Origin of the sequence: Afifella sp. IM 167 (assembly GCF_020144925.1) — a bacterium.
GTDB lineage: Bacteria > Pseudomonadota > Alphaproteobacteria > Rhizobiales > Afifellaceae > Afifella.
In genome coordinates this window covers 447683-473416 of the sequence record NZ_NSLC01000003.1, presented here as the reverse complement: position 1 = coordinate 473416, position 25734 = coordinate 447683, and the positions used below count along the sequence as shown (strand labels likewise).

At 67.0% G+C, this 25734-nt stretch carries 25 protein-coding genes; 11 read left to right on the top strand and 14 right to left on the bottom strand.

Features of this window, described 5'->3' with window-relative positions; genetic code table 11:
- Positions 1–154: 154 nt before the first annotated feature.
- Complete coding sequence (locus CLD20_RS07450; RefSeq protein WP_224405951.1) at positions 155–1045, top strand: DUF2189 domain-containing protein; 891 nt, start codon at positions 155–157, stop codon at positions 1043–1045.
- Here the strand turns inward: CLD20_RS07450 and CLD20_RS07445 are convergent.
- The 7 genes from CLD20_RS07445 to CLD20_RS07415 all read right to left on the bottom strand — a co-directional run bounded on the left by CLD20_RS07445 (position 1042) and on the right by CLD20_RS07415 (position 6584).
- Entirely contained in the window at positions 1042–2070 is a 1029-nt protein-coding gene (locus CLD20_RS07445) for a peptidoglycan -binding protein (protein WP_224405950.1), read from the bottom strand. The two genes, CLD20_RS07450 and CLD20_RS07445, sit on opposite strands and share 4 nt — an antisense overlap.
- 3 nt (positions 2071–2073) lie before the next feature.
- Positions 2074–3123: a flagellar motor protein MotA gene (locus tag CLD20_RS07440; RefSeq protein ID WP_224405949.1), complete on the bottom strand. Its 1050-nt coding sequence runs from the start codon at positions 3121–3123 to the stop codon at positions 2074–2076.
- An 84-nt stretch (positions 3124–3207) separates the two neighbouring features.
- Positions 3208–4002, bottom strand: a complete 795-nt coding sequence (locus tag CLD20_RS07435; protein WP_224405948.1) for an inositol monophosphatase family protein — start codon at positions 4000–4002, stop codon at positions 3208–3210.
- An 11-nt stretch (positions 4003–4013) separates the two neighbouring features.
- A complete protein-coding gene (gene efp / locus CLD20_RS07430) occupies positions 4014–4577 on the bottom strand; it encodes an elongation factor P (protein WP_224405947.1) in 564 nt (187 codons plus the stop codon).
- Positions 4578–4650: 73 nt separating this feature from the next.
- Positions 4651–5754: a 5-(carboxyamino)imidazole ribonucleotide synthase gene (locus tag CLD20_RS07425; protein WP_224405946.1), complete on the bottom strand. Its 1104-nt coding sequence runs from the start codon at positions 5752–5754 to the stop codon at positions 4651–4653.
- Positions 5747–6211 (bottom strand): 5-(carboxyamino)imidazole ribonucleotide mutase, encoded by a 465-nt coding sequence (purE, locus tag CLD20_RS07420; protein WP_224405984.1) that lies wholly within the window; start codon positions 6209–6211, stop codon positions 5747–5749. Before purE ends, CLD20_RS07425 begins: the two co-directional genes overlap by 8 nt.
- Before the next feature lie 145 nt (positions 6212–6356).
- Complete coding sequence (locus tag CLD20_RS07415) at positions 6357–6584, bottom strand: YdcH family protein (protein WP_224405945.1); 228 nt, start codon at positions 6582–6584, stop codon at positions 6357–6359.
- A gap of 233 nt (positions 6585–6817) precedes the next feature.
- Here CLD20_RS07415 and CLD20_RS07410 point away from each other — a divergent pair, with 233 nt between their 5' ends.
- A complete protein-coding gene (locus CLD20_RS07410) occupies positions 6818–6997 on the top strand; it encodes a YdcH family protein (protein ID WP_224405944.1) in 180 nt (59 codons plus the stop codon).
- A gap of 197 nt (positions 6998–7194) precedes the next feature.
- Here the strand turns inward: CLD20_RS07410 and CLD20_RS07405 are convergent, their stop codons facing one another.
- The 3 genes from CLD20_RS07405 to CLD20_RS07395 form a co-directional block, all read right to left on the bottom strand.
- Positions 7195–7728, bottom strand: a complete 534-nt coding sequence (locus CLD20_RS07405; protein WP_224405943.1) for a hypothetical protein — start codon at positions 7726–7728, stop codon at positions 7195–7197.
- A gap of 52 nt (positions 7729–7780) precedes the next feature.
- Entirely contained in the window at positions 7781–8662 is an 882-nt protein-coding gene (locus CLD20_RS07400; RefSeq protein ID WP_224405942.1) for a crotonase/enoyl-CoA hydratase family protein, read from the bottom strand.
- Positions 8663–8900: 238 nt separating this feature from the next.
- Positions 8901–11180 (bottom strand): bifunctional diguanylate cyclase/phosphodiesterase, encoded by a 2280-nt coding sequence (locus CLD20_RS07395; protein WP_224405941.1) that lies wholly within the window; start codon positions 11178–11180, stop codon positions 8901–8903.
- Positions 11181–11347: 167 nt separating this feature from the next.
- Between CLD20_RS07395 and CLD20_RS07390 the strand changes: the two genes are divergently transcribed.
- On the top strand, positions 11348–12091 hold the full coding sequence (locus CLD20_RS07390) for a sulfite exporter TauE/SafE family protein (protein ID WP_224405940.1): 744 nt from the start codon (positions 11348–11350) through the stop codon (positions 12089–12091).
- Positions 12092–12094: 3 nt separating this feature from the next.
- On the opposite strand, the gene CLD20_RS07385 is transcribed toward CLD20_RS07390, so the two are convergent.
- The 4 genes from CLD20_RS07385 to CLD20_RS07370 all read right to left on the bottom strand — a co-directional run bounded on the left by CLD20_RS07385 (position 12095) and on the right by CLD20_RS07370 (position 15334).
- Positions 12095–13747 carry an acyl-CoA synthetase gene (locus tag CLD20_RS07385; protein ID WP_224405939.1) on the bottom strand — a complete coding sequence of 551 codons (1653 nt, stop codon included), beginning with the start codon at positions 13745–13747 and terminating at the stop codon, positions 12095–12097.
- A 101-nt stretch (positions 13748–13848) separates the two neighbouring features.
- Positions 13849–14610 (bottom strand): sulfite exporter TauE/SafE family protein, encoded by a 762-nt coding sequence (locus CLD20_RS07380; protein WP_370636834.1) that lies wholly within the window; start codon positions 14608–14610, stop codon positions 13849–13851.
- 22 nt (positions 14611–14632) lie between these two features.
- On the bottom strand, positions 14633–15001 hold the full coding sequence (locus CLD20_RS07375) for a cell division protein ZapA (RefSeq protein WP_224405938.1): 369 nt from the start codon (positions 14999–15001) through the stop codon (positions 14633–14635).
- A 3-nt stretch (positions 15002–15004) separates the two neighbouring features.
- Complete coding sequence (locus CLD20_RS07370; protein ID WP_224405937.1) at positions 15005–15334, bottom strand: DUF4164 family protein; 330 nt, start codon at positions 15332–15334, stop codon at positions 15005–15007.
- Between the two features lie 230 nt (positions 15335–15564).
- On the opposite strand from CLD20_RS07370, the gene tkt reads away from it, so the two are divergent.
- The 8 genes from tkt (at position 15565) to CLD20_RS07330 (ending at position 25676) form a co-directional block, all read left to right on the top strand.
- Complete coding sequence (tkt, locus tag CLD20_RS07365; RefSeq protein ID WP_224405936.1) at positions 15565–17577, top strand: transketolase; 2013 nt, start codon at positions 15565–15567, stop codon at positions 17575–17577.
- Positions 17578–17584: 7 nt separating this feature from the next.
- Positions 17585–18589: a type I glyceraldehyde-3-phosphate dehydrogenase gene (gene gap, locus CLD20_RS07360; protein WP_224405935.1), complete on the top strand. Its 1005-nt coding sequence runs from the start codon at positions 17585–17587 to the stop codon at positions 18587–18589.
- Between the two features lie 13 nt (positions 18590–18602).
- Positions 18603–19187, top strand: a complete 585-nt coding sequence (locus CLD20_RS07355) for a putative glycolipid-binding domain-containing protein (RefSeq protein WP_224405934.1) — start codon at positions 18603–18605, stop codon at positions 19185–19187.
- Between the two features lie 119 nt (positions 19188–19306).
- On the top strand, positions 19307–21220 hold the full coding sequence (locus CLD20_RS07350; protein WP_224405933.1) for a potassium/proton antiporter: 1914 nt from the start codon (positions 19307–19309) through the stop codon (positions 21218–21220).
- Between the two features lie 70 nt (positions 21221–21290).
- Entirely contained in the window at positions 21291–22490 is a 1200-nt protein-coding gene (pgk, locus tag CLD20_RS07345) for a phosphoglycerate kinase (RefSeq protein ID WP_224405932.1), read from the top strand.
- A 57-nt stretch (positions 22491–22547) separates the two neighbouring features.
- Entirely contained in the window at positions 22548–23576 is a 1029-nt protein-coding gene (locus CLD20_RS07340) for a class I fructose-bisphosphate aldolase (protein ID WP_224405931.1), read from the top strand.
- A gap of 118 nt (positions 23577–23694) precedes the next feature.
- A complete protein-coding gene (locus CLD20_RS07335; RefSeq protein WP_224405930.1) occupies positions 23695–24339 on the top strand; it encodes a thiamine phosphate synthase in 645 nt (214 codons plus the stop codon).
- Entirely contained in the window at positions 24336–25676 is a 1341-nt protein-coding gene (locus CLD20_RS07330) for a tetratricopeptide repeat protein (protein WP_224405929.1), read from the top strand. The genes CLD20_RS07335 and CLD20_RS07330 overlap by 4 nt, the downstream gene beginning before the upstream one ends.
- The last annotated feature ends 58 nt before the right edge of the window (positions 25677–25734 follow it).

The window sequence follows — 25734 nt, the reverse complement described above, 5'->3', positions numbered from 1 at the left end:
GCCCACCCCCTCCTCAGGCCCCCTGCGCCAGCCCTCTGTGGCCGCCAGGCGTTTACGCCCGCACTGAAACCGCTCTAGTCTTCGCTCCAGAAAAGAGCCGCCGGCAAAGGCGGCCCCAGGCAGGATCCCAGCGGGGATCCGAGGGAGGACCGACGTGTCGGCAAGGGAAAATCCGGGCGACCCGGAAGCATATCCGGAAGAAGCATCGCCGGCCGCGTCCCCGCCGCAGCAGGAAGACGGCCCGCAGGCTTACGTGCCGCCGCGCATGCCCGATGTCAGGGCGATCTCCTACGCCGATATGCGCGCCGCGCTGAGGGCGGGTCTATCCGATTATCTCGCCTTTCCCGCCTATGGGCTTTTCTTCGCCTCCATCTTCGTCGCCGGCGGCTTTGGCGTCCTCGCCTTCCTCGTGGCGCTCGACATGCCGTGGATGATCCTGCCGCTCGGGGTCGGCTTTCCCCTTCTCGGCCCCTTCGTGGCGGCGGGTCTTTACGAAGTGAGCCGGCGGCGCGCGCGCGGCGAGCGGCCTTCCTGGGCGAAGGTGCTCACCGTCGTCCTGCGCCAGCAGCAGACGCAGATGGGCTGGATGGCCTTCGTCATCCTCTTCGTCTTCTGGGTGTGGATCTATCAGGTGCGGCTGCTGCTTGCGCTCTTCCTCGGCTTCAAGAGCTTTGCGAGCTTCGCCGACTTTGCGGCCATCGTCACGACGACGCCCGAAGGGCTCGGCTTCCTTCTCGTCGGCACCGCCGTCGGCGCCTTCCTGTCGCTGGTTCTTTTCTCCGCGACGGTGGTGGCGATGCCGCTCCTTCTCGACCGCGACCTCGATTTCGTCTCGGCGATGATCGTCAGCTTCAAGTCGGTGAAGGAGAACCCCGGCCCGATGCTCGCCTGGGGTTTTCTCGTCGCCGGCCTCACCATCCTCGCCCTGCTGCCGGCCTTCCTCGGCCTCTTCGTCGTCCTGCCGGTGCTGGGGCACGCGACATGGCATTTGTTCGAGAAGCTGGTGGGCTCGAAAAGCGCGCCCAAGGCAGCCTCGAACGCCTAGCGCTCGGTCAGCTTGAGTTCGATGCGCCGGTTCTTGGCGTAAGCCTCTTCCGTGTCGCCTTCCACCAGTGGCTGGTATTCGCCGAAGCCGGCGGCGACGAGGTGCTGGGGCGAGACGCCCTGCTCGATCAGGTAGCGCACCACGGCGATGGCCCGGGCGGCCGAAAGGTCCCAGTTCGACTGGAAGCGCCCCGTGCCGGAGATCGGCCGCTTATCGGTATGGCCGTCGACGCGGATCACCCAGTTGATCTCCTGCGGGATCTCCGCTTCCAGCTCCTTGATCGCCCCGGCGAGCTCGTCGAGCTGCGGGCGGAAGGACGGCGTGATGTCGTCCGTGCCCGTGGGAAAGAGGACGGAGGCAGGCAGCACGAAGCGGTCGCCGACCACCTCGATGTCGGAGCGGCCGGCGAGGATCTCGCGCAGGCGCCCGAAGAAGTCGGAGCGGTAGCGCGACAGCTCCTGCACGCGTTGCGCCAGGGCGACGTTGAGGCGCTTGCCGAGGTCGGCGATCTTCGTCTGGCTCTGCCGGTCGCGCGTTTCGGAGGCCTCCAGCGCGTCTTCCAGCGCGGCGATCTGGCGTCGCAGCGCGGCGAGCTGCTGGTTGAGGAGCTCCACCTGGGCGAGCGCGCGCTGGCTCACCTGCTTTTCGGAAACAAGGTCGCTCTGCAGGCTCGATATCTTCGCATCCGCCTCGCCGGCCGCGCCGGAATTGGAGGAAAGCAGGCTCTGCAGCCGGTCGCGCTCGGAGGAGGCGCTGTCGAGGCTCGCCTGCAGCGAGGCGACGGTCTCGGTGAGGTCGCGGCTGTTGGTCCGCTCCAGGGCGAGAAGCTCCGTCAGCTCCGCGATCTGCGCGTTCAGCCGGTTCAGCACCTCGTCGCGGCCGGAAATTTCCTGCGAGAGGAAGAACTGGGCGACGAAGAAGACGGTGAGCAGGAAGACGAAGACAAGCAGCAGCGTCGCCATCGCGTCGACGAAGCCCGGCCAGTAATCCGCCCGTTGCAGACGGCGTGCGCGCGCCATCGGCAAGGTCTAGCGCTCCTGCGTTTCGGTCAGCCCCGGCATGCGCCGGCGGCGCCCTTCCTCGTCGCCGAAAAGCCGCCCCTGCGGGTCGGCGCCGAGCTTTTCGGAGATGCGGTCGAGCGTCGATTGCAGATGCTCGCGCTGCTCGGCCTGCCCTTCCATCCAGTCGCGCACCATCTGCTGCTCGTTGCGCATGTGCTGGACTAGGCCCTGGATGCCCTCCGCAAGGTTCGCCATGGCGGCGATGGACGGGCGCCCGCCGCCTTCCACGTTGCGCGACAGGCGTTCGACCGCGAGACGGATTTCCTGCACCGTATTGCCGGTCTCCGCCCCCTCGAAATCGAAATCCTCCAGATCGGTCATCGTCGAGAGCCAATCTTCCAGCTCGGTATAGAACCGGTTCTGCGCCTGGCCCGCCTGCAGGTCGAGGAAGCCGAGGACGAGGGAGGAGGCAAGGCCGAAGAGCGAGGACGAGAAGGCGATGCCCATGCCGGAGAGCGGCGCTTCCAGGCCCGCCTTCAGTTCCTCGAAGATGACGCCCGCCTCGCCCGAGCCCACGCGCAGCGACTGGATCGTCTCGGAGACCGAGCCCACGGTCCTGAGAAGGCCCCAGAAGGTGCCCAGCAGGCCGAGGAAGACCAGAAGCCCCGTCAGGTAGCGCAGGATCTCCCGGTTTTCGTCGAGGCGCGTGGCGATCGAATCGAGGATGGAGCGCCAGGTCGAGGTGGACAGCATCGCCTCGCGCCGGTCGCGCAGGAGCGTGGCCATCGGCGCCAGCATCTTCGGCGTCGGCTCGGAAAACTCCGCTTCGCGCCGGCGGAAGGAGTTGACCCAGCGCACCTCCGGCATCAGCACGACGACGCTGCGGAAAGCCAGCACCACGCCGATGACGAGGACGCCGACGATCAGCCCGTTCAGCGCCGGATTCGACATGAAGCCGATGACGATCTGGCGATAGAGGATGAGGGGAACGAACGCCGCGATGACGAGAAAAATCACCATCCGGATGAGGAATATCCGGGGCGAGGAAAGCTTGTAGGGATCGTACTCTGTGGCCATCTGGTCCTGAGAATCGCCGCCCCGTGCGTCAATCTACCCTGATTTGGTCGCGGGACGAAACCGTCTCGGCCCGCGATACCCGTCTCAGCGGCTGGCCTTGCGCACCAGCTCCAGCAGGTGGCGGTGCACCGCCTCGTTGCCGGCAAGCACCGTGCCGTTCGCCAGCATCTTCTCGCCCCCCGACGTGTCGGTGACGAAGCCGCCCGCCTCGGTAATGAGCAGGATGCCGGCCGCCATGTCCCAGGGCGAGAGCGCCTCCTCCCAGAAACCGTCGAAGCGCCCGGAGGCGACGAAGGCAAGGTCGAGCGCGGCCGCGCCGCAGCGGCGGATGCCGGCCGCCTCGCCCATCACGGCGGCAAGCTGCCTCAGCGCCCGTCCGTGGTCGCCGCGTCCGAAATGGGGAATACCGGTGGCGATCACCGTCTCGTGGAACTCGCGGCGCTGGGCGACGCGAAGGCGCCGGTCGTTGAAGAAGGCGCCGCCGCCGCGCTCGGCCGAATAGAGCTCGTCGGTGATCGGATTGTAGATGATGCCCGCCGTCAGCTTGCCCTGCCGCTCCAGCGCGATGGAAACGGCAAAGAGCGGAATGCCGTGCAGGAAATTCGTGGTGCCGTCGAGCGGATCGACGATCCAGCGGTGCTGCGGGTCCTCGCCGACGGCCTCGCCGCTCTCCTCCATCAGGAAGGAATAGCCGGGCCGGGCCCGTTCGAGCTCCTCGCGGATGATCTCCTCGGCGCGCCTGTCGGCGGCGGAGACGAAATCGGCCGGCCCCTTGCGCGAGACCTGCAGCTTCTCCACCTCGCCGAAATCGCGTGCGAGCACGCGCCCCGCCTTCGTGGCGGCGCGCACCATGACGTTGATAAGTGCCGTACGGGCCATGTGCTGTGAGCCTACTCGGCCCGCTTGACGTAGCTGATCTCGCTGGTGTCGACGACAATCCGCTCGCCCGAGGTGATGAAGGGCGGCACCATCACCCGGACGCCGTTCTCCAGCATCGCGGGCTTGTAGGAGGAAGCGGCCGTCTGGCCCTTGATCGTCGGCTCCGTCTCGGTGATCGTCAGCGTCACCTGGTCGGGAAGCGCGATGCCGATCGCCTTCTCGTCGTGCATCTCCAGCGTCACCGTCATGCCGTCCTGCAGGAAGGCGGCGCGCTCGCCGACCCATTCCTCGGCGAGATTGATCTGCTCGTAGGTGCCCGAATCCATGAAGACGAGCATGTCCCCGTCCTTGTAGAGGAACTGGAAGTCCTTCGTCTCGATGCGCGCCCGCTCCACCTTCTCGTCGGATCCGAAGCGGTTGTTGAGCTTGCGTCCGTCGATGAGGTTCTTGAGCTCGACCTGGTTGTAGGCCGGCCCCTTGCCGGGCTTCACCTTGTTGGTCTTCACCGCCACCCAGAGCGAGCCGTCGTACTCGATGACATTGCCGGGGCGGATGTCGTTGCCGCTGATCTTCATGGGATACCTTGTGGGAAAGATTGCGGCCTTGCACCACACTTTCCCGCCCTTATCAAGGCGGCCTTTGGCTGCCTCAGGCGGCCGGAGCGCGCGGGCGAAGCCGGGTCACGTGGCCCATCTTGCGGCCGGGCCGAACCTCGCGCTTGCCGTAGAGGTGGAGCGCGGCGCCCGGCTCCGCCGCAAGGCCCTGCCAGGCCTCGGCCTCCGCGCCGATGAGATTGGTCATCACGGCGTTCGAATGGCGCTCCGTTGCACCGAGCGGCCAGCCGGCGACGGCGCGAATGTGGTTCTGGAACTGCGAGACCGAGCAGCCGTCCTGCGTCCAGTGGCCGGAATTGTGCACCCGTGGCGCGATCTCGTTGACGAGGAGCGTTTCCGCCTCCCCCTCCCCGACGACGAAGAGCTCGACGCCGATGACGCCGACATAGTCGAGCGCCGACAGGATCCGCGCCGCGATCTCGCGCGCCTTCTCTACCGTCGCCGGCTGGATCTGCGCCGGCACCGTGGACGTATGGAGGATGTGGTTGCGGTGGACGTTCTCCGTCACGTCGTAGGCCGCGACCTCGCCGGTGACGGACCTGACGCCAATCACGGAGACCTCGCGGGTGAAGGGAACGAGCGCCTCCAGGATCGCCGGCGCCCGTCCGATCGATTCGAACGCCGCCGCCGCCTCGTCCGGCGCCCCGATCCGCGCCTGGCCCTTGCCGTCATAGCCGAAGCGGCGCGTCTTCAGGATCGCCGGCGCGCCGATCTCGGCAAGCGCATCGGCAAGCTCTTCCTCGCTGGCGGCGGCGCGATAGGCGCCGACGGCCACGCCCGCCTCGCGGAGGAAATTCTTTTCCTTGAGCCGGTCCTGCGAGACGGCAAGCGCCTTCGGCCCGGGGCGCACGGGGCAGGTCTTCTCCAGAAGCTCTGCCGCGGCGACGTCGATGTTCTCGAATTCATAAGTGACGACGTCCACCGCGCCGGCAAAGAGCGCCAGCGCCGCCGCGTCGTCATAGGCCGCGATCGTCGTATGGGCGGCGACGTCGAAGGCCGGGCTTTCCCGGTCCGGGCAGAAGATGTGCGTCTTGAGGCCGAGTTCGGCCGCCGCGAGCGAGAGCATGCGCCCGAGCTGTCCGCCGCCGAGGATGCCGATCGTGGCGCCCGGCGGCAGCGCGCCGCCGTCCTCAGCCATCGTCCTCGGGCCTTTCCGGCACGCCGTCCGTCTGGCGCTGGCGCCAGGCGGCGACCTTTGCGGCCATATCCTGATCGCCGAGGGCGAGGATGGAGGCGGCGAAGAGGCCGGCATTGGCCGCGCCCGCCTCGCCGATGGCGAAGGTCGCGACCGGCACGCCGGCCGGCATCTGCACGATGGAAAGGAGCGAATCCTGGCCCGACAGCGTCTTCGACTTCACCGGGACCCCAAGCACGGGCAGCCGCGTGAGCGATGCGACCATGCCCGGCAGATGCGCCGCGCCCCCCGCCCCGGCGATGATCACCTTGAAGCCCTCGGCCTCCGCTCCCTTGGCGAAGGCGAAGAGCCGCTCCGGCGTGCGATGCGCGGAGACGACGCGCGTCTCATAGGCGACGCCGAGTTCGTCGAGCTTCTCGGCGGCCTTCTTCATGGTGCTCCAGTCGGAGCGGCTTCCCATGATGATGGCGACAGGAACGGATCGGTGAGCGGGCAAGGCGGCACGTCGTGCTGTGGAAGTGAAGGCGGGGGCTTAGCGAAAGCCCGCCCGGCCCGCAAGCCGCGCGGCGGCGCCCCCCGTGTTTGAGGAGCCTTTCAGGCGCGTTTCAGGCGATGATATCGGGCAACAGCCCGTCTTCCAGCGCCCGGATCCGGTCCTTGAGGGAGAGCTTCTTGCGCTTAAGCCGCTGCAACTGCAGGTAATCCGGCTGCGGGCTCGCCGCCTGAAGCGCGTCGATGGAATGATCGAGATCCCGGTGCTCCTGGCGCAGCAGGGCGAGCTCCGCCCTGATCTCCTTCTGCGTCAGTTCCACGACGTTGTCGTCATCTGCCATTCAGCACCTCCCGATACCGGCAATCTATCACGCTGCCTTGCCGCGTGCAGCATCGCCGAGGCCGCCGCGGCACGAGAGCCCGGTAACGCAAATATGTACGCACGGCAAAGCCCTGAAACCCTCCCTGGATGCGGCGATTTTGAACATTTCACGACGGCGGTGCAGCAACGGCATTGTTAGACAGAAGCGGCGCTCTGTGGCAGAATCCGTCCGCCATAGAAATGGAGGCGCGAATGTCCCTTGAAGCGCATCTTGCCGAGCTCGAGCGGCGTCACGAGTCGCTGGAGAAGGAGATCGAGAAGGCGATGGCCCAGCCGGCTGCCGACGATCTTGAGATCAACGAGCTCAAGCGGCGCAAGCTGCAGATCAAGGACCAGCTGGTACGCTTGCAGGTGTCACCCGAGGCGGCCTAGGACGTTCTATCCGGCGCCGGTGATCCGGCGCCGGGCCACCCGCAGGCGATATCCCGGCGCTGCCCGAAGCGTCGCGCGGACACGATAATCCCTTCCTTCGGCCGCAACCTGATGTTGTGCGGCGATGACGGTTTTTTTGCCGATATCCCGCTTGGCGAGATGTCGCCCCGCGCCGTGGCCCGCCCGAAAAAATCCGCTCAGGCAGCCATGCCCTTCCGGTGGCGCTCGCTGTCGCGCCGGCGCTCCCCGCCCTGCGCGGCGACCTCACGTTCGCCGCCGGGCTTGGCGACTTCCCGCTCGCCGCGCCGCGCGGCGATCTCCCGCCGCACCACCCAGCGCATGATGTCCTTCCACCGCCAGATCTTGCCGGCGCTCGCCCAATTGCCGTCCGGCACCTCGTTGATCAGGCACCAGACGCGGTAGGCCTCCTCTTCCGAATAGGGCGTGCCCTCCGCGGCGAGGATGGCGTTGGTGGATTTCTCCACCAGCGAGCGCTTCTTTTCCTCGTTCAGTGCCCCGCCCGGCACCGTGTAGGTCAGCCGATAGCAGGGCGCATCGCTCACCCGCCCGCCGACATAGGAGCGGGTGGGATCGAGCTCGGTGACCTCCAGCCGGGTGATGGAGCGCGCGATGGCGCTGCCGTCCCGGGCCCCCTGATGGGCGAGGAGAATGGCGGTGAGATCGCGCGCCAGCATGTCCATCTTGGCTTCGGACAGGGCGCCGCGGGTCATTCGAAGTTCGGCGAGAGGCATCAGACAACCTTCCGGTTACGCAATACGAACGTCATGCAGCCTGTTCGTCGGCGGGCTTCAGGCGCTCCTGGGCCCGCACAAGCTTTTCCATCTTCCTGAGATCCGGCTCGCTCACGCCGAGCGCGCAATCGACCCAGATGTCGGTGATGTCGCGCAGCTCCTCCAGGCTGAGCGGCATGACGCGCCGGCGGGTGCGATAGATGCCGACCTGCGCGTTGTGGCGGCGGGAGGTCTTTTCGATGTAGGCGCGCACCGCCTCCTCGCCTCGCCCGTCCTCGGCCATCAGGTCGATGACCCCGGCCTCCAGCATTTCCTCCGCCGGGAAGCTGCGCCCCGAAAGCATCAGCTTCTCCGCCGTGCGCGCGGAGGTCTTTCTCTGCAGGTACGAATAGGCCCCCATCCCCGGGAAGAGGTTGAAGAGCACCTCCGGCAGACCGAACGTGGCGCTTTTTTCGGCAATGATGAGATTGCACGACAGCGCCGATTCCAGCCCGCCGCCCAGCGCCTGGCCTTCCACCAGCGCGATCGTCACGAGCGGCAGCCCGGCGCTGATGGAGTTGAGATAGGTCATCTCCGCGCAGGCATGGGCGTAGTCGCGCAACCCCTCCTCGTTCCGCTCGCGGATGAGCCGCGAGAACAGGTCGAGATCGCCGCCCAGCGAGAAGATCGAAGGCGTGCTCGAGCGATAGATGATGTATTTGATCGGAACGGATTGCTGCCAGGTGCCGCCGGCGAGCTTCTCGTTCAATGTCTTGAAAAGATGGATGTATTCGCTGACCAGGCGGCGCGTGAAACAGGGCCGCCCCGGAGGGGTCATCGTCGTCCACAGCGTGCCGGTATCGGGCTCGAAGTGAAGGACGATCTCTTTCAGCTCGGGTTGAAGCTCGGCAAGGATCTCATCGACACGCGCCAACCCGGCATCCCGGACTTGCCGGAGCCTCGGTTCGCTGTGCGCAACGCCGCTCGTCTGGCCTGAATGCGCTTGACTCAACTCCATCACAGGTACTCCCGCCGCCACAGGACCTGTAAAGATTAATACAACGTTTGCGCATTTCGTTAAGGCAAACTTTTGGGCAGGGCGTGATAACCTTCTGTTAAGGTTAACGAAACGTTAACATCGTTAAGGGTCCCGAAATCCGGCGGGCTGCCTGTCAGGCCGCGGCCTGGGCGTCGATGCGCACGCTGAAGAGACGGTCGAGTTTTTCCGGCGGCACGGGCCGGCCGATGAGGTATCCCTGCACCTCGTCGACATAGCCGTCGGCCATGATGATGGCGAGCTGGTCGTCGCGCTCCACCCCCTCCACCGCCACGGAAAGGCCGAGCTCGGCGCTAAGCCGCGCCACGCCGCGTAGCATGATCAGCGCCTGCGGGTCCGAATCGAGACCCAGGATGAAGGAGCGGTCGATCTTCACCTTGTCGAAGGGGAAGCTCTGCAGATAGGCAAGGCTCGAATAGCCGGTGCCGAAATCGTCGAGCGAGATGCGAATGCCCATCTCGTGCAGTTCGCTCAGCGCCAGCTTGGTGCGCTCGGTGTGCTCCAGAAGCACCGATTCGGTGATCTCGATCTCCAGCCGGTCGGCCGGCAGCCCGGTTGCCGAAAGCGCCGCCTCGACCGAGCGAACGATGTCGCCGCGACGGAAATGGATCGGCGAGACATTGACGGCCACGCGCGTCTGCGCCGGCCATTTCTTGGCTTCCCGGCAGGCGCGCAGCAGCGTCCAGTCGCCGATCTCCACGATCAGGCCCATCTCCTCGGCCAGCGGAATGAACACCGATGGCGGCACCGGCCCGCGCCGTCCCCCCGGCCAGCGCAGCAGCGCCTCGCAGGTGGAGATGGTCCGTCGCCGCAGATGCAGGAGCGGCTGGAAATGCAGCTGCAGCTCTTCGTTGGCGAAGGCGCTGCGCAGATCGAGCTCCAGCGAGCGGCGCTCCTGCGCCTTGACGTCCATTTCCCGTTCGAAAAGGCAGTAGGTGCCGCGCCCGTTGGCCTTGGCGCGGTAGAGCGCCATGTCGGCGTTCTTCAGCAGCGCATCGGCGTTGCGCCCGTCAGCGGGGGCGAGCGCGATGCCCACCGAGGCGCCGGCGATGATGGAATGGCCGTTGAGCGCGTAGGGCTGGGCGAGCGCGGCCATGATGCGCGTCGCGAAGGCCCGCGCCTCGTCGGCATCCTCCACGCTCGCGGCGATCAGGACGAACTCGTCGCCGCCGAAGCGGGCGAGCACGTCGCTCTTGCGCGTCATGGCCGAAAGGCGCCTGGCGGTGGCGCGCAGCAGGCTGTCGCCGACGGGATGGCCGAGCGTGTCGTTGACGCTCTTGAAATGGTCGAGGTCGATGCAGAAGATCGCAAAGCCCGACCCTTCCTGGACGGCCTCTTCCAGCGCCTCCTCCAGCTGCTCCTTCAGGAGCACCCGGTTCGGCAGGCCGGTCACGTCGTCATGATGGGCCATGTAGGCGATGCGCGCTTCCGCGCGCTTTCGCTCCGTCACGTCCTCGGCGACGAGCACCATGCCGCCATCCTTGGCGGCCTCGACGGTCATGGACAGCGTGCGCCGGTCGTTCGTGACGATCTGAACTTCCTTGCCGACCTTGAACTCGCCCTGCAGGCGTTTCAGCTCGGAGCGCGAGAAGACGCCCTTGCGCACGCAGGTGCGCACGAGGTCCTGCAGCGCCATGCCTTCCTGGACGTCGCCGTCCTGCAGGCCGAGCAGGTCGGTCAGGCGGCTGTTGTAGACGCGCACGCGCTCTTCCGCGTCGAGCATCATCACGCCGTGGGACATGTTGCTGAGGGCCGCTTCCAGCCGGCCCGCCAGGAGCGTCATGACCTTTTCGGCACGCAGCGCGGCGAGAAGCGTCCGGCTGATGGAGACCGAAACGCCCCGCATCGACCAGAAGAAGAAGGCGAGCAGGATCGCCAGGGCGACATAGGAGGCTTCCCCGCGCAGCGACAGGCCGAGAACCAGCGGGATGCAGGACAGGATGATCTGCAGGGAGACGAGCTGCGGGCGCCCGGCGTTTCGACCGGCGATGCCGGACGAATAGCCGATGGTGACGGAAACGGCGACGAGATGGGCGGTGACGTCGTTGGAAAAGACGAGGGCGATGAGACACCACACGCCCAGAAGGAGGGAATAGGCGCAGGCCCCGATCCCGTAGAGCACGTCCCACAGATGCGGCTGCTCGACGAGGCGCTTGCCGTGGCTGCGATGCTGGAAGAGCATGCCGATCACGACGCGCGCCAGGCTGACCGCGGCGATCGCCGCCGCGCACCAATAGAGCGCCGCTTCACCGGTTTCGTACGCGGTCAGCAGCGCTGCGCTCGTTCCGCCGATGGCCCCGGCGACAAGCGAGCGCATGGAGCTGAAAAGCGAATTCACCAGCGAAGCGTAGATGTCCGGCTCTATCCGGCGATCGATGGTCGGTCCTTGCTCCATCACCCTGTCAGTCGCGATCTCTCGCAACATCTTCGCGGGTGCATATTAAATAAAGCTCTAAACCGTCAGGTTTTTGTGTAATCACCCCCGGCGATGGGCCTCACGCGCCTTCCCCAGCGGCAGCCAAGGCGGTTGTCTCAGCCCTTTCCGCAGCTTCGATCGAACCCATGCTGAGCGAAATTATCATTATATTTCTGTGTCTTGCAGGTGGCGGGCTGGTCAAGGGCGCGCTCGGAATGGGCCTGCCCCTCATTGCCGTACCCGGTCTTGCCGCCTTTCTCGGCGTTCCCTACGCGCTGGCCGTCCTGACGGTGCCGATCCTCGTCACCAACACCTGGCAGATGTGGCGCTTCCGCGATCACCGGCATGGTCTCGCCTTCCTGCCGGGGCTGACGGCGAGCGCCCTTGTCGGCATCGCCATCGGCACCTTCATGCTGACGCACCTGCCGGCGGAGATGCTCTCGCTCGGTCTTGCGATCGTCATCGCGGTCTACATCGCCCTGCGGGTCTTCCAGCCGCAGCTGCAGCTTTCCATGGAGCATGCCAGGCCGCTGGCGCCACTGATCGGGCTCGTCGCCGGGGCGCTGCAGGGCGCGACGGGGATCTCCGCGCCCGTCAGCGTCACCTACATCAGCGCCATGCGCCTCGCCCGCCCGGCCTTCGTCTTCTCCGTCTCGACGCTCTTCACCGGCTTCGTTCTCGCCCAGATCCCTTCGCTGGCGCTCGCCGGCGTCCTGACGGGCGAGCGGGCGCTCTTCAGCGCCTGCGCCCTCCTGCCGGTCTTCCTCGGCATGCGCCTCGGCAGCTGGCTCGGCCATCGCCTCGATGCCCGGCGTTTCGATCAGGTGATCCTCGTGCTGCTTGCCCTCATCGCCGCCAAGCTCGTCTTCGATTCCGGCATCCTGGGCTGAGGGTCAGCTCTCCTTCGCCATCTCGCGCAGCCGGAATTTCTGGATCTTGCCGGTGCTCGTCTTCGGAATCTCGGCGAAGACGATGTCGCGCGGGCATTTGTAATGGGCGAGCCGCTCGCGGGCATAGGCGATCAGTTCCTCACCGCTCGCCTGCGTGCCGGGCTTCAGCTCCACGAAGGCGACCGGCGTCTCGCCCCATTTCTCGTCCGGCCGGGCCACCACCGCGACGGATGAGACCGCGGGATGCTTGTAGAGGACTTCCTCCACCTCGATCGAGGAGATGTTCTCGCCGCCCGAGATGATGATGTCCTTGGAGCGGTCCTTCAGCTGCACGTAGCCGTCGGGATGCATGACGCCGAGATCGCCGGAATGGAACCAGCCGCCGGCAAGCGCCTGCTCGCTCGCCTTGCGGTTCTTCAGATAGCCTTTCATCACGATATTGCCGCGGAACATCACCTCGCCGAGGCTCTCGCCGTCGGCCGGCACCGGCTGCATCGTTTCCGGGTCGATGACGGCGAGGTCCTCCAGCGCCGGATAGCGCACGCCCTGGCGCGCCTTCTTCGTCGCCCGCGCCGCGCCGTCGAGATCGTTCCACGCCTCGTGCCATTCGTTGACCACCGCCGGCCCGTAGGTCTCCGTCAGACCGTAGAGATGCGTGACGGCAAAGCCCGCCTCCTCCATGCCGGAAAGCACCGTCTCGGGCGGCGGCGCGGCGGCCGTCGCGAAGGAGACCTTGTGGGAGAAGTCGCGCCTTTCCTGCGGCCCGGCATTGATGAGGACCCCCATGACGATCGGGGCGCCGCACATATGGGTGACGCCATGCTCGGCGATCGCATGGTAGATCGTCTTCGCCCGCACCCATCTGAGGCAAACATGCGTGCCGGCCGTCAGCGGGATCGACCAGGGAAAGCACCAGCCGTTGCAGTGGAACATCGGCAGCGTCCACAGATACACCGGATGCCGGCCGAGATCGGCGGAGACCTGGTTGGCGTAGCACATCAGCGCCGCGCCGCGATGATGGTAGACGACGCCCTTGGGATTGCCCGTCGTGCCGGAGGTGTAGTTGAGCGAGATCGCATCCCATTCGTCCGCCGGCATCGTCCAGGAGGAATCAGGGTCGCCCTCGGCGAGAAGCGCCGCCCATTCGAGGCTGCCGATCGCCGCGCCCTTCGGCGCGACAGGGTCCTCGCCGCTCGCAGGCTCGTAGTGCGGATCGTCGAAATCGACGACGAGCGGCTTGACCTTCGCCTGGGCGAGGGCGTCCGCCATGACGCCCGAAAACTCCCGGTCGACGATGACGACCTTCGCCTCCGAATGCTCCAGCTGGAAGGCGATCACGGCCGCGTCGAGCCGCGTATTGATGGAATGCAGGACGGCGCCCGCCATCGGCACCCCGTAATGGGCAATCAGCATGGGCGGCGTATTGGCCAGCATCACCGAGACCGTGTCACCCCGCCCGATCCCCCGCGCCTTCAGCGCCGAGGCGAGGCGCCGCGCATCGCCGTAGAAATCCCGGTAGCTCCAGCTCCCCTTCCCGTGGACGATCGCCGTCCTGTCCGGGAAGATCGCGGCGGTGCGCGCCAGAAACGACAGCGGCGTCAGCGGCTGGTGGTTCGCCGGCGTCTTCGGCAGGTCGGTATCGTAGGGGTGGCTCATGGCGTTTCCTCTTTTGAGAAGATCAAAGCCGAAGCCCCCACCTCTTTCAATCGCCGCTTTCAATCGCCCCTTCGCTGGGCTCCGCCGGAGAGGCGCACGCTTCACCCGAAGAGAAGCGCCGTTCCCCCGTCCCAGATCAGCTTGACCGAGACGACGAGGACCATCGCGTAGCTGATCGCATAGAAGAAGCGCGGCGAGACGATCTTGACGAGCCAGGCGCCGAAGAACGTGGCGAAGGGCGCGATCGGCAGGAGAACCGCCGAGGTGGCGAGGTTGGAGGCGGAAAACTGCCCGAGCATGAAATAGGGCAGGAGCTTCACCGCGTTGACGATGGCGAAGAAGATCACCGAGGTGCCGGCATAGAGCCGGGGGTCGAGCCTCAGCGGCAGCATGTAGAGCTGGAAGGGCGGCCCGCCCGCATGCGCCACGAAGCTGGTGAAGCCGGCGACCGCACCCCAGAACGCGCCCTTGGCGCGATTGTGCGGCGCCCCGCCGTCGCCGAGGCTGCGGCGCAGGTAATGGTTCAGCGAGAAGGCGAGCCCGATGCCGCCGACGATGAGGCGGATTTCGTTCTCACCGATCATGCCGGCGAGAAGCCAGCCGATGCCGATGCCGATGACGGCGCCGGGCACGAGGATGATGAGGCTCGTCTTGTCGTAGATGCCGCGCCAGGCCCACAGCCCCGCCATGTCCATGACGACGAGGATCGGCAACAGTATCGCCGCGGCCCGCACCGGATCGATGGCGAGCGTCATCAGCGGCACGCCGAGGATCGCTCCGGCCCCGCCGAAACCGCCCTTGGAAAGCCCGATCATGATGACGGCCGGAACCGCCAGGGCGTAGAAAAACGGATCGTGGATCACGAAAAGGTGCTTGCCGCTTGGCTCACGAAGCGGCCGTGCCGCGCACCGTCCGGGCGATCTGCGACAGCCGCTCGCTGGTGCGCTCCATCGCCTCGCTGACCTCCGCTTCCAGCGCCTCGCAGCGATCCAGCGCCTCGTTGCGCCCCTCGCGCAGCTCCGCGATCTCGTCCTGCAGCGCCGCGATGCGTTCCTCCGCCTCGCTGAGGCGGTCCATGGTCAGCATCGCCGCCATGACGGTAAGGCGCTGGTCGCCGATCTCGCCGACGCTGGCCCGCAGCTCCTGCACGGTCTCGTCGAGACGCTCGCCGAGCCGCGCGACATGGTCTTCCTGGCCGTCGTCGCAGGCGAGGCGATAGCGGTGGCCGGCAATGGTGACGGTAACGGTTGCCATGTCCTATTCCCCGCCCAGCGCCTGCTGCAGCGCGCCGATCGCGCGCTCCAGCCTCACGCTGACCTCGGCGCGTGCCTTCTCCAGCCGGTCCGAACGCCCGCTGGCGGCGTCGAGCGCCTCCGCGAGGCGAGCCCGGTCCTGCTCCACATCGTGCAGTTGCGCGGCCAGCGCCTCGCTCTTGCCGCCGCCTGAATTCAGCTGCTCCACGGCACGCTCCAGCTCGGCGAGAGCCTGCTGCAGTTTCTCGCTGGCCGCGGCGAGGCGCGGGGCCTTCAGGCTGGCTTGCGGAGCTGTGGGCATCGGATACGGACGATCGAGTTGTTCAGCCGGCACGGGTTTGGATCCGACTTGGGAAAAATCAACGGATTGCACCAAAGAGGTTATGCAGCGCTTCAAAGGGGCGTCAACCGCCTCGTTGCATGGCATCAAACCGGAACGGGCCTGCGACGTTGACTCGTCTTGAGAGGCGTGTATGTCTCGCCCCGCCTGCCGAAGGGGGCGGTGTTGCGGGGCGTCTCCTCACTTTGGATCGAGCAGCACACGACATTTCCGGACAAGAGATAATGCCAGAGGCCGACAAGCACGCATCCATGGCCAATGCCATCCGGGCGCTTGCCATGGACGCGGTTCAAAAAGCCAATTCAGGACATCCCGGGCTCCCGATGGGAGCGGCGGATATCGCCACCGTCCTGTTCACCCGGCACATGAAATTCGATCCCACCGATCCGGCATGGCCGGACCGCGACCGATTCGTCATGTCGCCCGGTCACGGCTCCATGCTCGTCTATTCACTCCTCTATCTCCTCGGCTACGAGGACATGACGCTGGAGGAGCTGGAAAACTTCCGTCAGATGGGCTCCAGGACCGCCGGCCATCCCGAATATGGCGAGGCGGCGGGCATCGAGACGACGACGGGCCCGCTCGGCCAGGGCATTTCCAACGCCGTCGGCATGGCGCTCGCCGAGCGCATCCTCAATGCCGAGTTCGGCGACGACGTCGTCGACCATTACACCTATGTGCTGTGCTCCGACGGCGACCTGATGGAGGGCATCAGCCAGGAGGCGATCGCCCTCGCCGGCCACCTGAAGCTCTCCCGCCTCATCGTCGTCTTCGACGACAACCGCATCACCATCGACGGCGACATCGCCCTTTCCGATTGCACCGACCAGGTCGCCCGCGTCGAGGCTTCCGGCTGGAACGCCGTGCGCATCGACGGCCACGATCCGGACCAGATCGACCGCGCCCTTTCCGATGCCAGGCAGTCCGACAGGCCGACGCTGATCGCCGCGCGCACCACCATCGGCTTCGGCGCGCCCAACAAGGCCGGCACCTCCTCCGCCCACGGCTCGCCGCTCGGCGAAAAGGAGATCGAGGCTGCCAGGAAGTCGCTCGGCTGGGATTCGCCGCCCTTCGTCATTCCCGATCAGATCCGCGACGCCTGGCGCATGGCCGGCCTTCGCTCGCGCCCGCAGCGCAAGGCCTGGCAGGAACGCTTCGAGGCGCTGGAGGCCGAAAAGCGCGGCGAGTTCGAGCGCCGCACGGCCGGCGACCTGCCCGCCCGGCTCGAGCGCGCCTTCCTCGATGTGAAGCAGCAGTTCGCCGACGAGCCGCAGAACATCGCCAGCCGCAAATCCTCCGAGCTGGTGCTGGAATGCATCTGCCCGGTGGCGCCCGAGATGATCGGCGGCTCGGCCGATCTCACCGGCTCCAACAACACCAAGACCAAGCCGATGAAGTCGGTTACCCCGGAAAATTACGGCGGCCGCTTCATCCACTGGGGCATTCGCGAACACGGCATGTCCGCCGCGATGAACGGCATGGCGCTGCACAAGGGCCTCATCCCCTATTCCGGCACCTTCCTCACCTTCTCGGACTATTGCCGCCCGTCCATCCGCCTCGCGGCGATGATGAAGCAGCGCGTCATCTGGGTGATGACGCACGATTCCATCGGCCTCGGCGAGGACGGCCCGACCCATCAGCCGGTCGAGCATCTGGCCGCGCTGCGCGCCATCCCCAACCTCCTCGTCTTCCGCCCGGCCGATGCAGTGGAGACGGCCGAGTGCTGGCAGATCGCGCTGGAGCACACCACCGGCCCGAGCATCCTCAGCCTGACGCGCCAGAACCTCGACCAGATCCGTCTGGAATTCGAGGAGAACAACCTGTGCCGCCGGGGCGCCTACGAGATCGCCGCCGCGAGCGGCGGGGCGGAGGCCGAGGTGAGCCTTTTTGCCACGGGCTCGGAGGTCGGCATTGCGGTTGCGGCAAAATCGCTCCTGGCGGAAAAAGGACATCCGACGCGGGTGGTCTCCATCCCCTCCTTCGAGCTCTTCCAGCGCCAGAGCGACATCTACCGCGCGGAGATCCTCGGCACGGCCCCCGTCCGGGTCGGCGTGGAGGCGGCCATCCGCCAGGGGTGGGACCCCATCATCGGCACCGACGGCATCTTCGTCGGCATGCGCGGCTTCGGTATGAGCGGGCCCTATCAGGAGCTCTACCGCCACTTCGGAATAACCGCCGATGCGATCTGCGAGAAGGCGATCGCGCGGCTTCACGAGAATGGAACGCTTCAGGAGTAAGAGGGATATGGTTAAGGTCGCCATCAATGGTTTCGGTCGCATCGGTCGCAACGTTCTGCGCGCCATCATCGAGACCGGCCGTACCGATTTGGAAGTCGTCGCCATCAACGATCTCGGCCCGGTGGAGACCAACGCCCACCTGGTGCGCTACGACAGCGTCCATGGCCGCTTCCCCGGCGAAGTGAAGGTCTCCGGCGACACGATCGACGTCGGCCGCGGCCCGATCAAGGTGACGGCCGAGCGCGATCCGGCCAAGCTGCCGCACGGCGAGCTCGGCGTCGACATCGTCATGGAATGCACGGGCATCTTCACCGCCCGCGAAAAGGCGGCGCTGCATCTGGAAGGCGGCGCCAAGCGCGTCCTCGTCTCCGCCCCGGCGACCGGCGCCGACCTCACGGTCGTCTACGGCGTCAACCACGACAAGCTGACGTCGGACCACATCGTCGTCTCCAACGCCTCCTGCACCACCAACTGCCTCGCCCCGGTCGCCTATGTGCTCAACAACGCCATCGGCATCGAGAAGGGCTTCATGACGACGATCCATTCCTATACGGGCGACCAGCCGACGCTGGACACGCTCCACAAGGATCTCTACCGCGGCCGTGCCGCGGCGCTCTCCATGATCCCGACCTCGACGGGCGCGGCCAAGGCCGTCGGCCTCGTCCTGCCGGAGCTGAACGGCAAGCTCGACGGCGTCTCCATCCGCGTGCCGACGCCGAACGTCTCCGTCATCGACTTCAAGTTCATCCCCTCGCGCGACACCTCCGTCGAGGAGATCCAGAACGCCGTGCGCGAGGCCGCCGACGGACCGCTGAAGAACATCCTCGGCTACACGGACGAGAAGCTCGTCTCCTCCGACTTCAACCATGACCCGCATTCCTCCATCTTCCACATGGACGGGACCAAGGTGATGGAAGGCAATCTGTGCCGCGTCATGTCCTGGTACGACAACGAATGGGGCTTCTCCAACCGCATGAACGACACGGCGGTGGCGATGGCGAAGACCCTCTAGCACCCGCTTTCGGGTGAGCGGCTTCGGCCCTGTGCCGGCGCGCATCGCGCGCTGGCGTCCCGAAGAGGCGATCGGCCTCGAACATCTGGAACTGGCGCCGGCCGCTTCCGGCGTGCGCGCCCGCGGCACCATCATCGGCGGGCGCGGCGGCGTGCCTTACGGCGTCTCCTACGATATCGCCTGCGACGAGGCCTGGCGCACGCGCAGCCTCCACCTGCGGACCGCTTCCGGACGAAGCATCGACATCCGTTCCGACGGCGCCGGCCACTGGACCGATGCGGCCGGGCTTGCGCTGCCGCGGCTGGAAGGCGCCATCGATGTCGACCTCGCCGGCTCCGCCTTCACCAACACCCTGCCGATCCGCCGGCTCGGGCTCCAGGCCGGCGAGCGCTCGCCGGACCTCAAGATGGTCTACGTCCCCTTCGACAGCTTCGAGCCGGTGATCGACCTGCAGATCTACACCTGCCTCGAACCGGGGGCGCGCTACCTCTATCAGGCCGCCGACCGCAGCTTTGAGGCGGAGCTTCCCGTCGACGGGGACGGTCTCGTCATCGACTATCCGTCCCTTTTTCGCCGCCTTCCCGATCCTTCTTCCTGACGGGCGATGCCGGGGCCCTTGCGCCCGGCGGAACGCTTCCTTCTCCAGTTGCAGCGGCGAGGCCTTGCCTTCCCCCTCCCCGCTCGCGACAAGAAAAAGGGCGAGCGCGCGAGAGGGTTATGGACGAAGCGGTTTACGTCATCACGCTGATCGGGACGGGCCTTGTGCTCGTCGCCGCCTTTTCCAGCCTGATCGCCTTCCGCTTCGGCGCGCCGCTCCTTCTCGTCTTCCTTCTCATTGGCCTCGCCGCCGGCATCGACGGCTTCGGCATCGATTTCGACAATGCTGCGCTCGCCTATTTCGTCGGCTCGCTGGCGCTCGCCATCATCCTCTTCGATTCCGGCTTCCGGACATCCTTCTCCGCCTTCCGCCAGGCGGCCCTGCCGGCGATCTCGCTCGCCACCATCGGCGTCGTCCTGACGGCGGGCTTCGTAGGCGTCGCCGCCTGGTATCTCACCGACTTCACCTGGCTCGAATGCTTTCTTCTCGGATCGATCGTCGCCTCGACGGATGCGGCCGCCGTCTTCTTCCTGCTGCGCGTCGGCAACATCTCCATCCGTGAGAGGGTCGGCGCGACGCTGGAAATCGAGTCCGGCTCCAACGATCCGATCGCCATCTTCCTGACGCTGACGCTCGTCTCCGTCGTGGCGGCCGGCGAGGCGGTCGACGGCCACGCCCTCGCCCGCGACGTCTTCTTCGGCTTCATCCTCCAGATGGGCCTCGGCGCGGCGGCCGGTCTTGCCGGCGGGCGGCTCGTCGTCTGGCTGGTCGAAAAGCTCGCGCTCGATCGCGGTCTGATGCCGATCTTCGTGCTGGCACTGTCGATGATGGTCTTCGCCGCCGCGGGCGCCATCGGCGGCTCGGGCTTTCTCGCCGTCTATCTCGCCGGCATCGTCGCCGGCAATGCCCGCCTGCCGGCGGCTCCGCGCCTGATGCGCTTTCAGGACGGCATGACCTGGCTCGCCCAGATCATCATGTTCCTCGTCCTCGGCCTCTTCGCGACGCCCTCCCAATTTCCGGTGATCTTCGCCGACGCGTTCCTGATCGGCCTCTTTCTCATCTTCATCGGCCGTCCGCTGGCCGTCGCCCTCTGCCTCATCCCCTTCCGCTTCGCGCGCAACGAGACGGCTTTCGTCTCCTGGGTGGGGCTGCGCGGGGCGGTCTCGATCCTGCTGGCGCTGACCCCGCTGATCGGCGGCCTGGAAAACGGCCGCGCCATCTTCAACATCGCCTTCCTGATCGTGCTGACCTCGCTGGTCGTGCAGGGCTGGACGGTCGGCACCGTGGCGCGCCGGCTCGGCCTCGTCCTGCCGCCCCGCCTCGGCCCGCTGGAAAAGATGACGCTGGAGCTGCCCGGCGCGAAGAACCAGGAGCTGATCACCTACCGGGTGATCGAGGACAGCCCCGTCGCGCGCGGCGAGCACATCCCGCGCTGGGCGCGCCCCTCTCTGATCCTTCGCGGCGGCCAGGCGCTCTCCTTTTCCGATGTGGGCCGCCTCTTGCCGGGCGATTATGTCTACATCGTCGTTCCCGACCGCTATCCCCCGCTGCTCGACCGGCTCTTTGCCAGCCGTGCGAAGCTCGATCCGGCGGATGCGGAGTTCTTCGGGCACTTCGCGCTCGATCCGGCCGGCCCCGCCTCGGCCCTCGCCGAGGCCTACGGCGCCCATCTCGACGAGGAAGAAAAGGCGATGAGCCTTTCCGGCCTCGTCGCCTCGCGCCTCGTCGGCAGGCCGGAATACGGCGACCGTATCCTCCTCGGCCCAGTCGAGCTGATCGTCCGCGACACTGACGAGGAGGGCCGGCCCGCCGCGCTCGGCCTTTCGCTCGATCCGAAGTCGCAGCACGAAAGCGCCATGACGATGCTGAGCGCCGGGGGCCTGCGCGACCGCATCGCCCGTCTCCTCGCGCGAAGGCCGAAGAAAAAGGCAAAGACACGCCCCGCCGGGCCCGATGGCGCGAGCGAAAGACCTGCGGTGCCCGCGGCGGCGACCGCGGCCGAGGCTTCGGAGGGCCCGCCCACCGGGACATGAGGGCTGCTTGTCATCGGCCTTTCTCTCTGTATGTTCGCGCCAAATCGGACATCGCCTGGGGGGTAGGATCATGACTGCGTTTCACACGCTCGACGACGCCGGAGACATCAAGGGAAAGCGCGTTCTTCTGCGCGTCGACCTCAACGTGCCGGTCAAGGACGGCAGGGTGACGGATACGACCCGCATCGAGCGCGTCGCGGCCACCATCCGCGAATTGTCGGACCGGGGCGCCAAGGTCGCCCTTCTGGCCCATTTCGACCGCCCGAAGGGCAAGCGGGTGCCGGAGATGTCGCTCGCTCCTGTCGCCGGCGATGTGGCGCAGGTCGTCGGCAAGCCGGTCGAGTTCTGCGACGACTGCATTGGCGAGACGGCCGAGCATGCCGTCTCCAGCCTCGGCGACGGCGGCATCGTCCTTCTAGAGAACACCCGCTTCTATCCCGGCGAGGAGAAGAACGAGGCGGACTTCGCCGCCGCGCTGGCGAAATGCGGCGACATCTACGTCAACGACGCCTTCTCCGCCGCCCACCGCGCCCATGCCTCCACCGAAGGGCTGGCCCATCTTCTGCCGGCCTATGCCGGCCGCGCCATGCAGGAGGAGCTTGAGGCGCTCGACAAGGCGCTCGGCAGCCCGAAGCGCCCGGTGCTGGCCATCGTCGGCGGCGCCAAGGTTTCCACCAAGATCGACCTCCTCGCCAACCTCGTGCAGAAGGTGGACGCCCTCGTCATTGGCGGCGGCATGGCCAACACCTTCCTCAATGCCAAGGGCATCGCCGTCGGCAAGTCGCTCTGCGAGCCCGATCTCGCCGAGACGGCCCGCCGCATCATGACCGAGGCGGCCTCTTCCGGCTGTGCTGTCGTCCTGCCGATCGATGTCGTCATCGCCCGCGAGTTCAAGGCGAATGCCGAGAACGAGACGGTTCCGGCCGAAAGCGTGCCGGCGGACGCCATGATCCTCGATGTCGGGGCCGAGAGCATCGCCGCCGTCAACGCCTGGATCGACAAGGCCGAGACGCTCGTCTGGAACGGCCCGCTCGGCGCCTTCGAGACCGTTCCCTTCGACAAGGCGACGATGGCCTGTGCCCGCCATGCGGCCGAGGTGACGAAGGCGGGGGGCCTCGTTTCCGTCGCCGGCGGCGGCGACACGGTCGCCGCCCTCAACCAGGCGCATGTCGCGGACGACTTCTCTTACGTATCGACCGCCGGAGGCGCCTTCCTGGAGTGGATGGAAGGCAAGGCCTTGCCGGGCGTCGAGGCTTTGAAGAAGGTTTGAATCGTTCGACAATTGGAGTAGCCAGACCGCACCGATCAATTCAGCGCGGAGGAGTTCATGAGCGAACGTATTCAGGACATAGCCAACAAGATGGTAGCCGAGGGCAAGGGCATCCTTGCCGCCGATGAAAGCACGGAAACCATCAAGAAGCGCTTCGATACGATCGGACTCGAATCGACCGAGGAGAACCGCCGCGACTATCGCGAGATGCTGTTCCGCGCCGAGGCGACGGCCGAGACGGTTTCCGGCGTCATCCTCTTCGACGAGACCCTGCGCCAGAGCGCTCGCGACGGCACCCCGTTCACCAAGGTCCTCGCCGAGGCCGGCGCCATCCCGGGCATCAAGGTCGATCAGGGCGCCAAGGATCTTGCCCTGTCGCCGGGCGAGAAGGTGACGGAGGGTCTGACGGGCCTGCGCGAGCGCCTGAAGGAATATTACGAGCTCGGCGCCCGCTTCGCCAAATGGCGTGCCGTCATCACCATCGACGGCGACCTGCCTTCCTGGAACTGCGTCAAGGCGAACGCCCACGCACTCGCCCGCTATGCGGCCCTTTGCCAGGAAAACGGCATCGTGCCGATCGTCGAGCCGGAAGTGCTGATGGACGGCGACAAGGCCAGGCACGGCATCGACCGCTGCTATGACGTCACGCTCTGGGCGCTCAACACCGTCTTCGACGAGCTCTACGACGCTTCCGTCGCGCTCGACGGCATCATCCTGAAGCCGAACATGGTCGTTCCCGGCCAGAAGTCCGGCGAAAAGGCGAGTGTCGAGGAAGTCGCAGAGAAGACGGTCCGCTGCCTCAAGGAGGCCGTGCCTTCGGCCGTCCCGGGCATCGCCTTCCTCTCCGGCGGCCAGTCGGACGAGCTGGCGACGGCGCATCTTTCGGCGATGAATGCCATGGACACGCTTCCCTGGAAGCTGACCTTCTCCTATGGCCGCGCCCTGCAGGCCGCCGCGCTCAGCGCCTGGGGCGGCAAGCGCGAGAACGAGGCCGCCGGCCAGCGCGCCTTCAACCACCGCGCCCGCATGAACGCGCTCGCCGCCACCGGCAAGTGGAGCGAAGCGGAAGAGAAGAAGGTCGCCTGAGACCCTCTGCCGGCGCAAAATCGCCCGATTTGAGAGTTGAGGAGGCCTTGCGCCTCCTTTTCTTTACGAGGAAACGGTATGGGGCCGGTAGCCGCACCGCGCCGCCTCCGGAAAAGCCATGAACGAAGAAGCCGTCGAACAGAGAATCTTTCTCGTCGCCCCCTCTGGTGTCGGGCCGGAGGAATGCGCACGCCTCGTGGCCGACGCCCTCGCCGGCGCGCCGGCTTCGGCCGTCCTCGTCACCGCATCGCAGGGCGAGCCCGAGACGGAGGCGCGCGCCAGGGCCATCGTGCCGGTCGTCCAGGCCGCCGGAGCGGCGGCGATCGTGGAGAACTTCACCCGCGCCGCCGGCCATGCCGGAGCGGACGGTGTCCACATCTCCTCCGGCTTTCCCGATCTGAAGGCGGCCGCCGAGAGCTTTCGTCCCAATCGCATCGTCGGTGCCGGCAAGCTGCGCAGCCGCCATGCCGCCATGGAGGCGGGCGAACTCGACCTCGACTATCTCTTCTTCGGCGAGCCGGAGGGCGACACCCATTCCGCGCCCTATCACAAGGCCGTCGCGCTCGCCGAATGGTGGGCGGAACTGATGGAAATCCCGGCCGTGATCATGGCCGGCGCCGATCTGGCGACGCTGTCCGAGGCCGCCGCCAGCGGGGCGGAATTCATCGCCCTGCGCCGCGCCATCTGGGAAGCCCCGGAAGGACCGCAGGCCGCCATGCGCCGCGCCGCCGAAATCCTCGCCGGGGGAAAGGTCGCCGCATGAGGCGGCTTCTGGCCAGCCTGTCTCTCGCCGCCCTTCTTGCCGGCAGCGCCGGGGCTGAGGAGCCCGCAGCGCCCGGCAACGGCCTGCCGACGCCCGACCTTCCGAGCCCGATCTCGCCCGAGGCCGCGCCCATTCTGCCGCCGAAGCTGCCCACCACGCCCGACATCGACGACAGCCTCACCGCCTCCGACGCCCCGGCCGAGGAGGTCGATGCGCGCAAGCTCGAAAAGCGCATCGACCAGCCGCTGGAGGATGCCGGCCTCACCCCGAAGGACCCGCCGGACTACGCCTACGGCGCCTTCCAGCGCGGCTACTTTCTCACCGCCTTCTCCCTCGCCCTCGACCAGGCCAAGGCCGGCCGTACCTCCGCCCAGACGCTGCTCGGCGAGCTCTTATCGCGCGGCATCGGCGTCAAGCAGGACTTCACCGAGGCCGCCGGCTGGTACGATCTCGCCGCAAGGGCGGGCGACCGCGAGGCGCTCTACGCCCTCGGCCAGCTCACCCTTCAGGGCAACGGCGTCAAGAAGGACGACGCGAAAGCGGCCGAGCTCTTCCAGAAGGCCGCCGACCTCGGCCACCCGGTCGCCGAGCGCGAGCTCGCCTATCTCCTCCTGCGCGGCGAGGGCGTGGAGAAGAACGCCATGCTCGCCGCCGCGCATCTGCGCAACGCCGCCCGCGCCGGCGACGCGGATGCGCAGTTCGCCCTCGCCGGGCTCTATCAGGAAGGTGTCGGCGTCGTCGCCAACCCCGCCGAGGCCGCCCGCTGGTACGCGCAGGCGGCTCGCGCCGGCCACGTCGCCGCGCAGATCGAATACGCCATCCTGCTGTTCAACGGCGAGGGCGTGCCGAAGAACGAGAAGGCCGCCGCCGCATGGCTCCGCCAGGTCGCGCTCGCCGACAACCCCGTCGGCCAGCTCCGCCTTGCAAAACTCTACCGCGATGGCCGCGGCGTGGAGAAGGACGAGGTCGAGGCCGCCCGCTGGTACATGATCGCCCGCTCGCACGGCCTCAAGGAGCCGGATATGGAAGGCTATCTCCTCGGCCTGCCCTCCGGCATCCGCAAGGCCGCCGAGGCGCGGGTCGCCGACTGGCCGGGCGGTATCCCGCAGCCGGCTCCCCCGGGCGAGGAAAAGCCTGCGTCCGCCTCGGAACCGGAAGCGCCCGCGGCGGGTTCACCCGACGAAACGGATGCCGTGCCCCAGGCTGAAGAAAATGCTGACGAGGATGCCAGCGCGGATGCGCGGGGCGGAACGGAAGATCCCGCTCCGTCTTCTTCGGAAGCTTCGGGCACGCCAGAAGAAGGCGCGGCGCCTCCGGTGGACAAAGCGGGCGAATAGAGCTATATGCGCTCCGCCCGGTCGCAAAGCGACAGCGGGCGCTCCATCTGTTTTCATG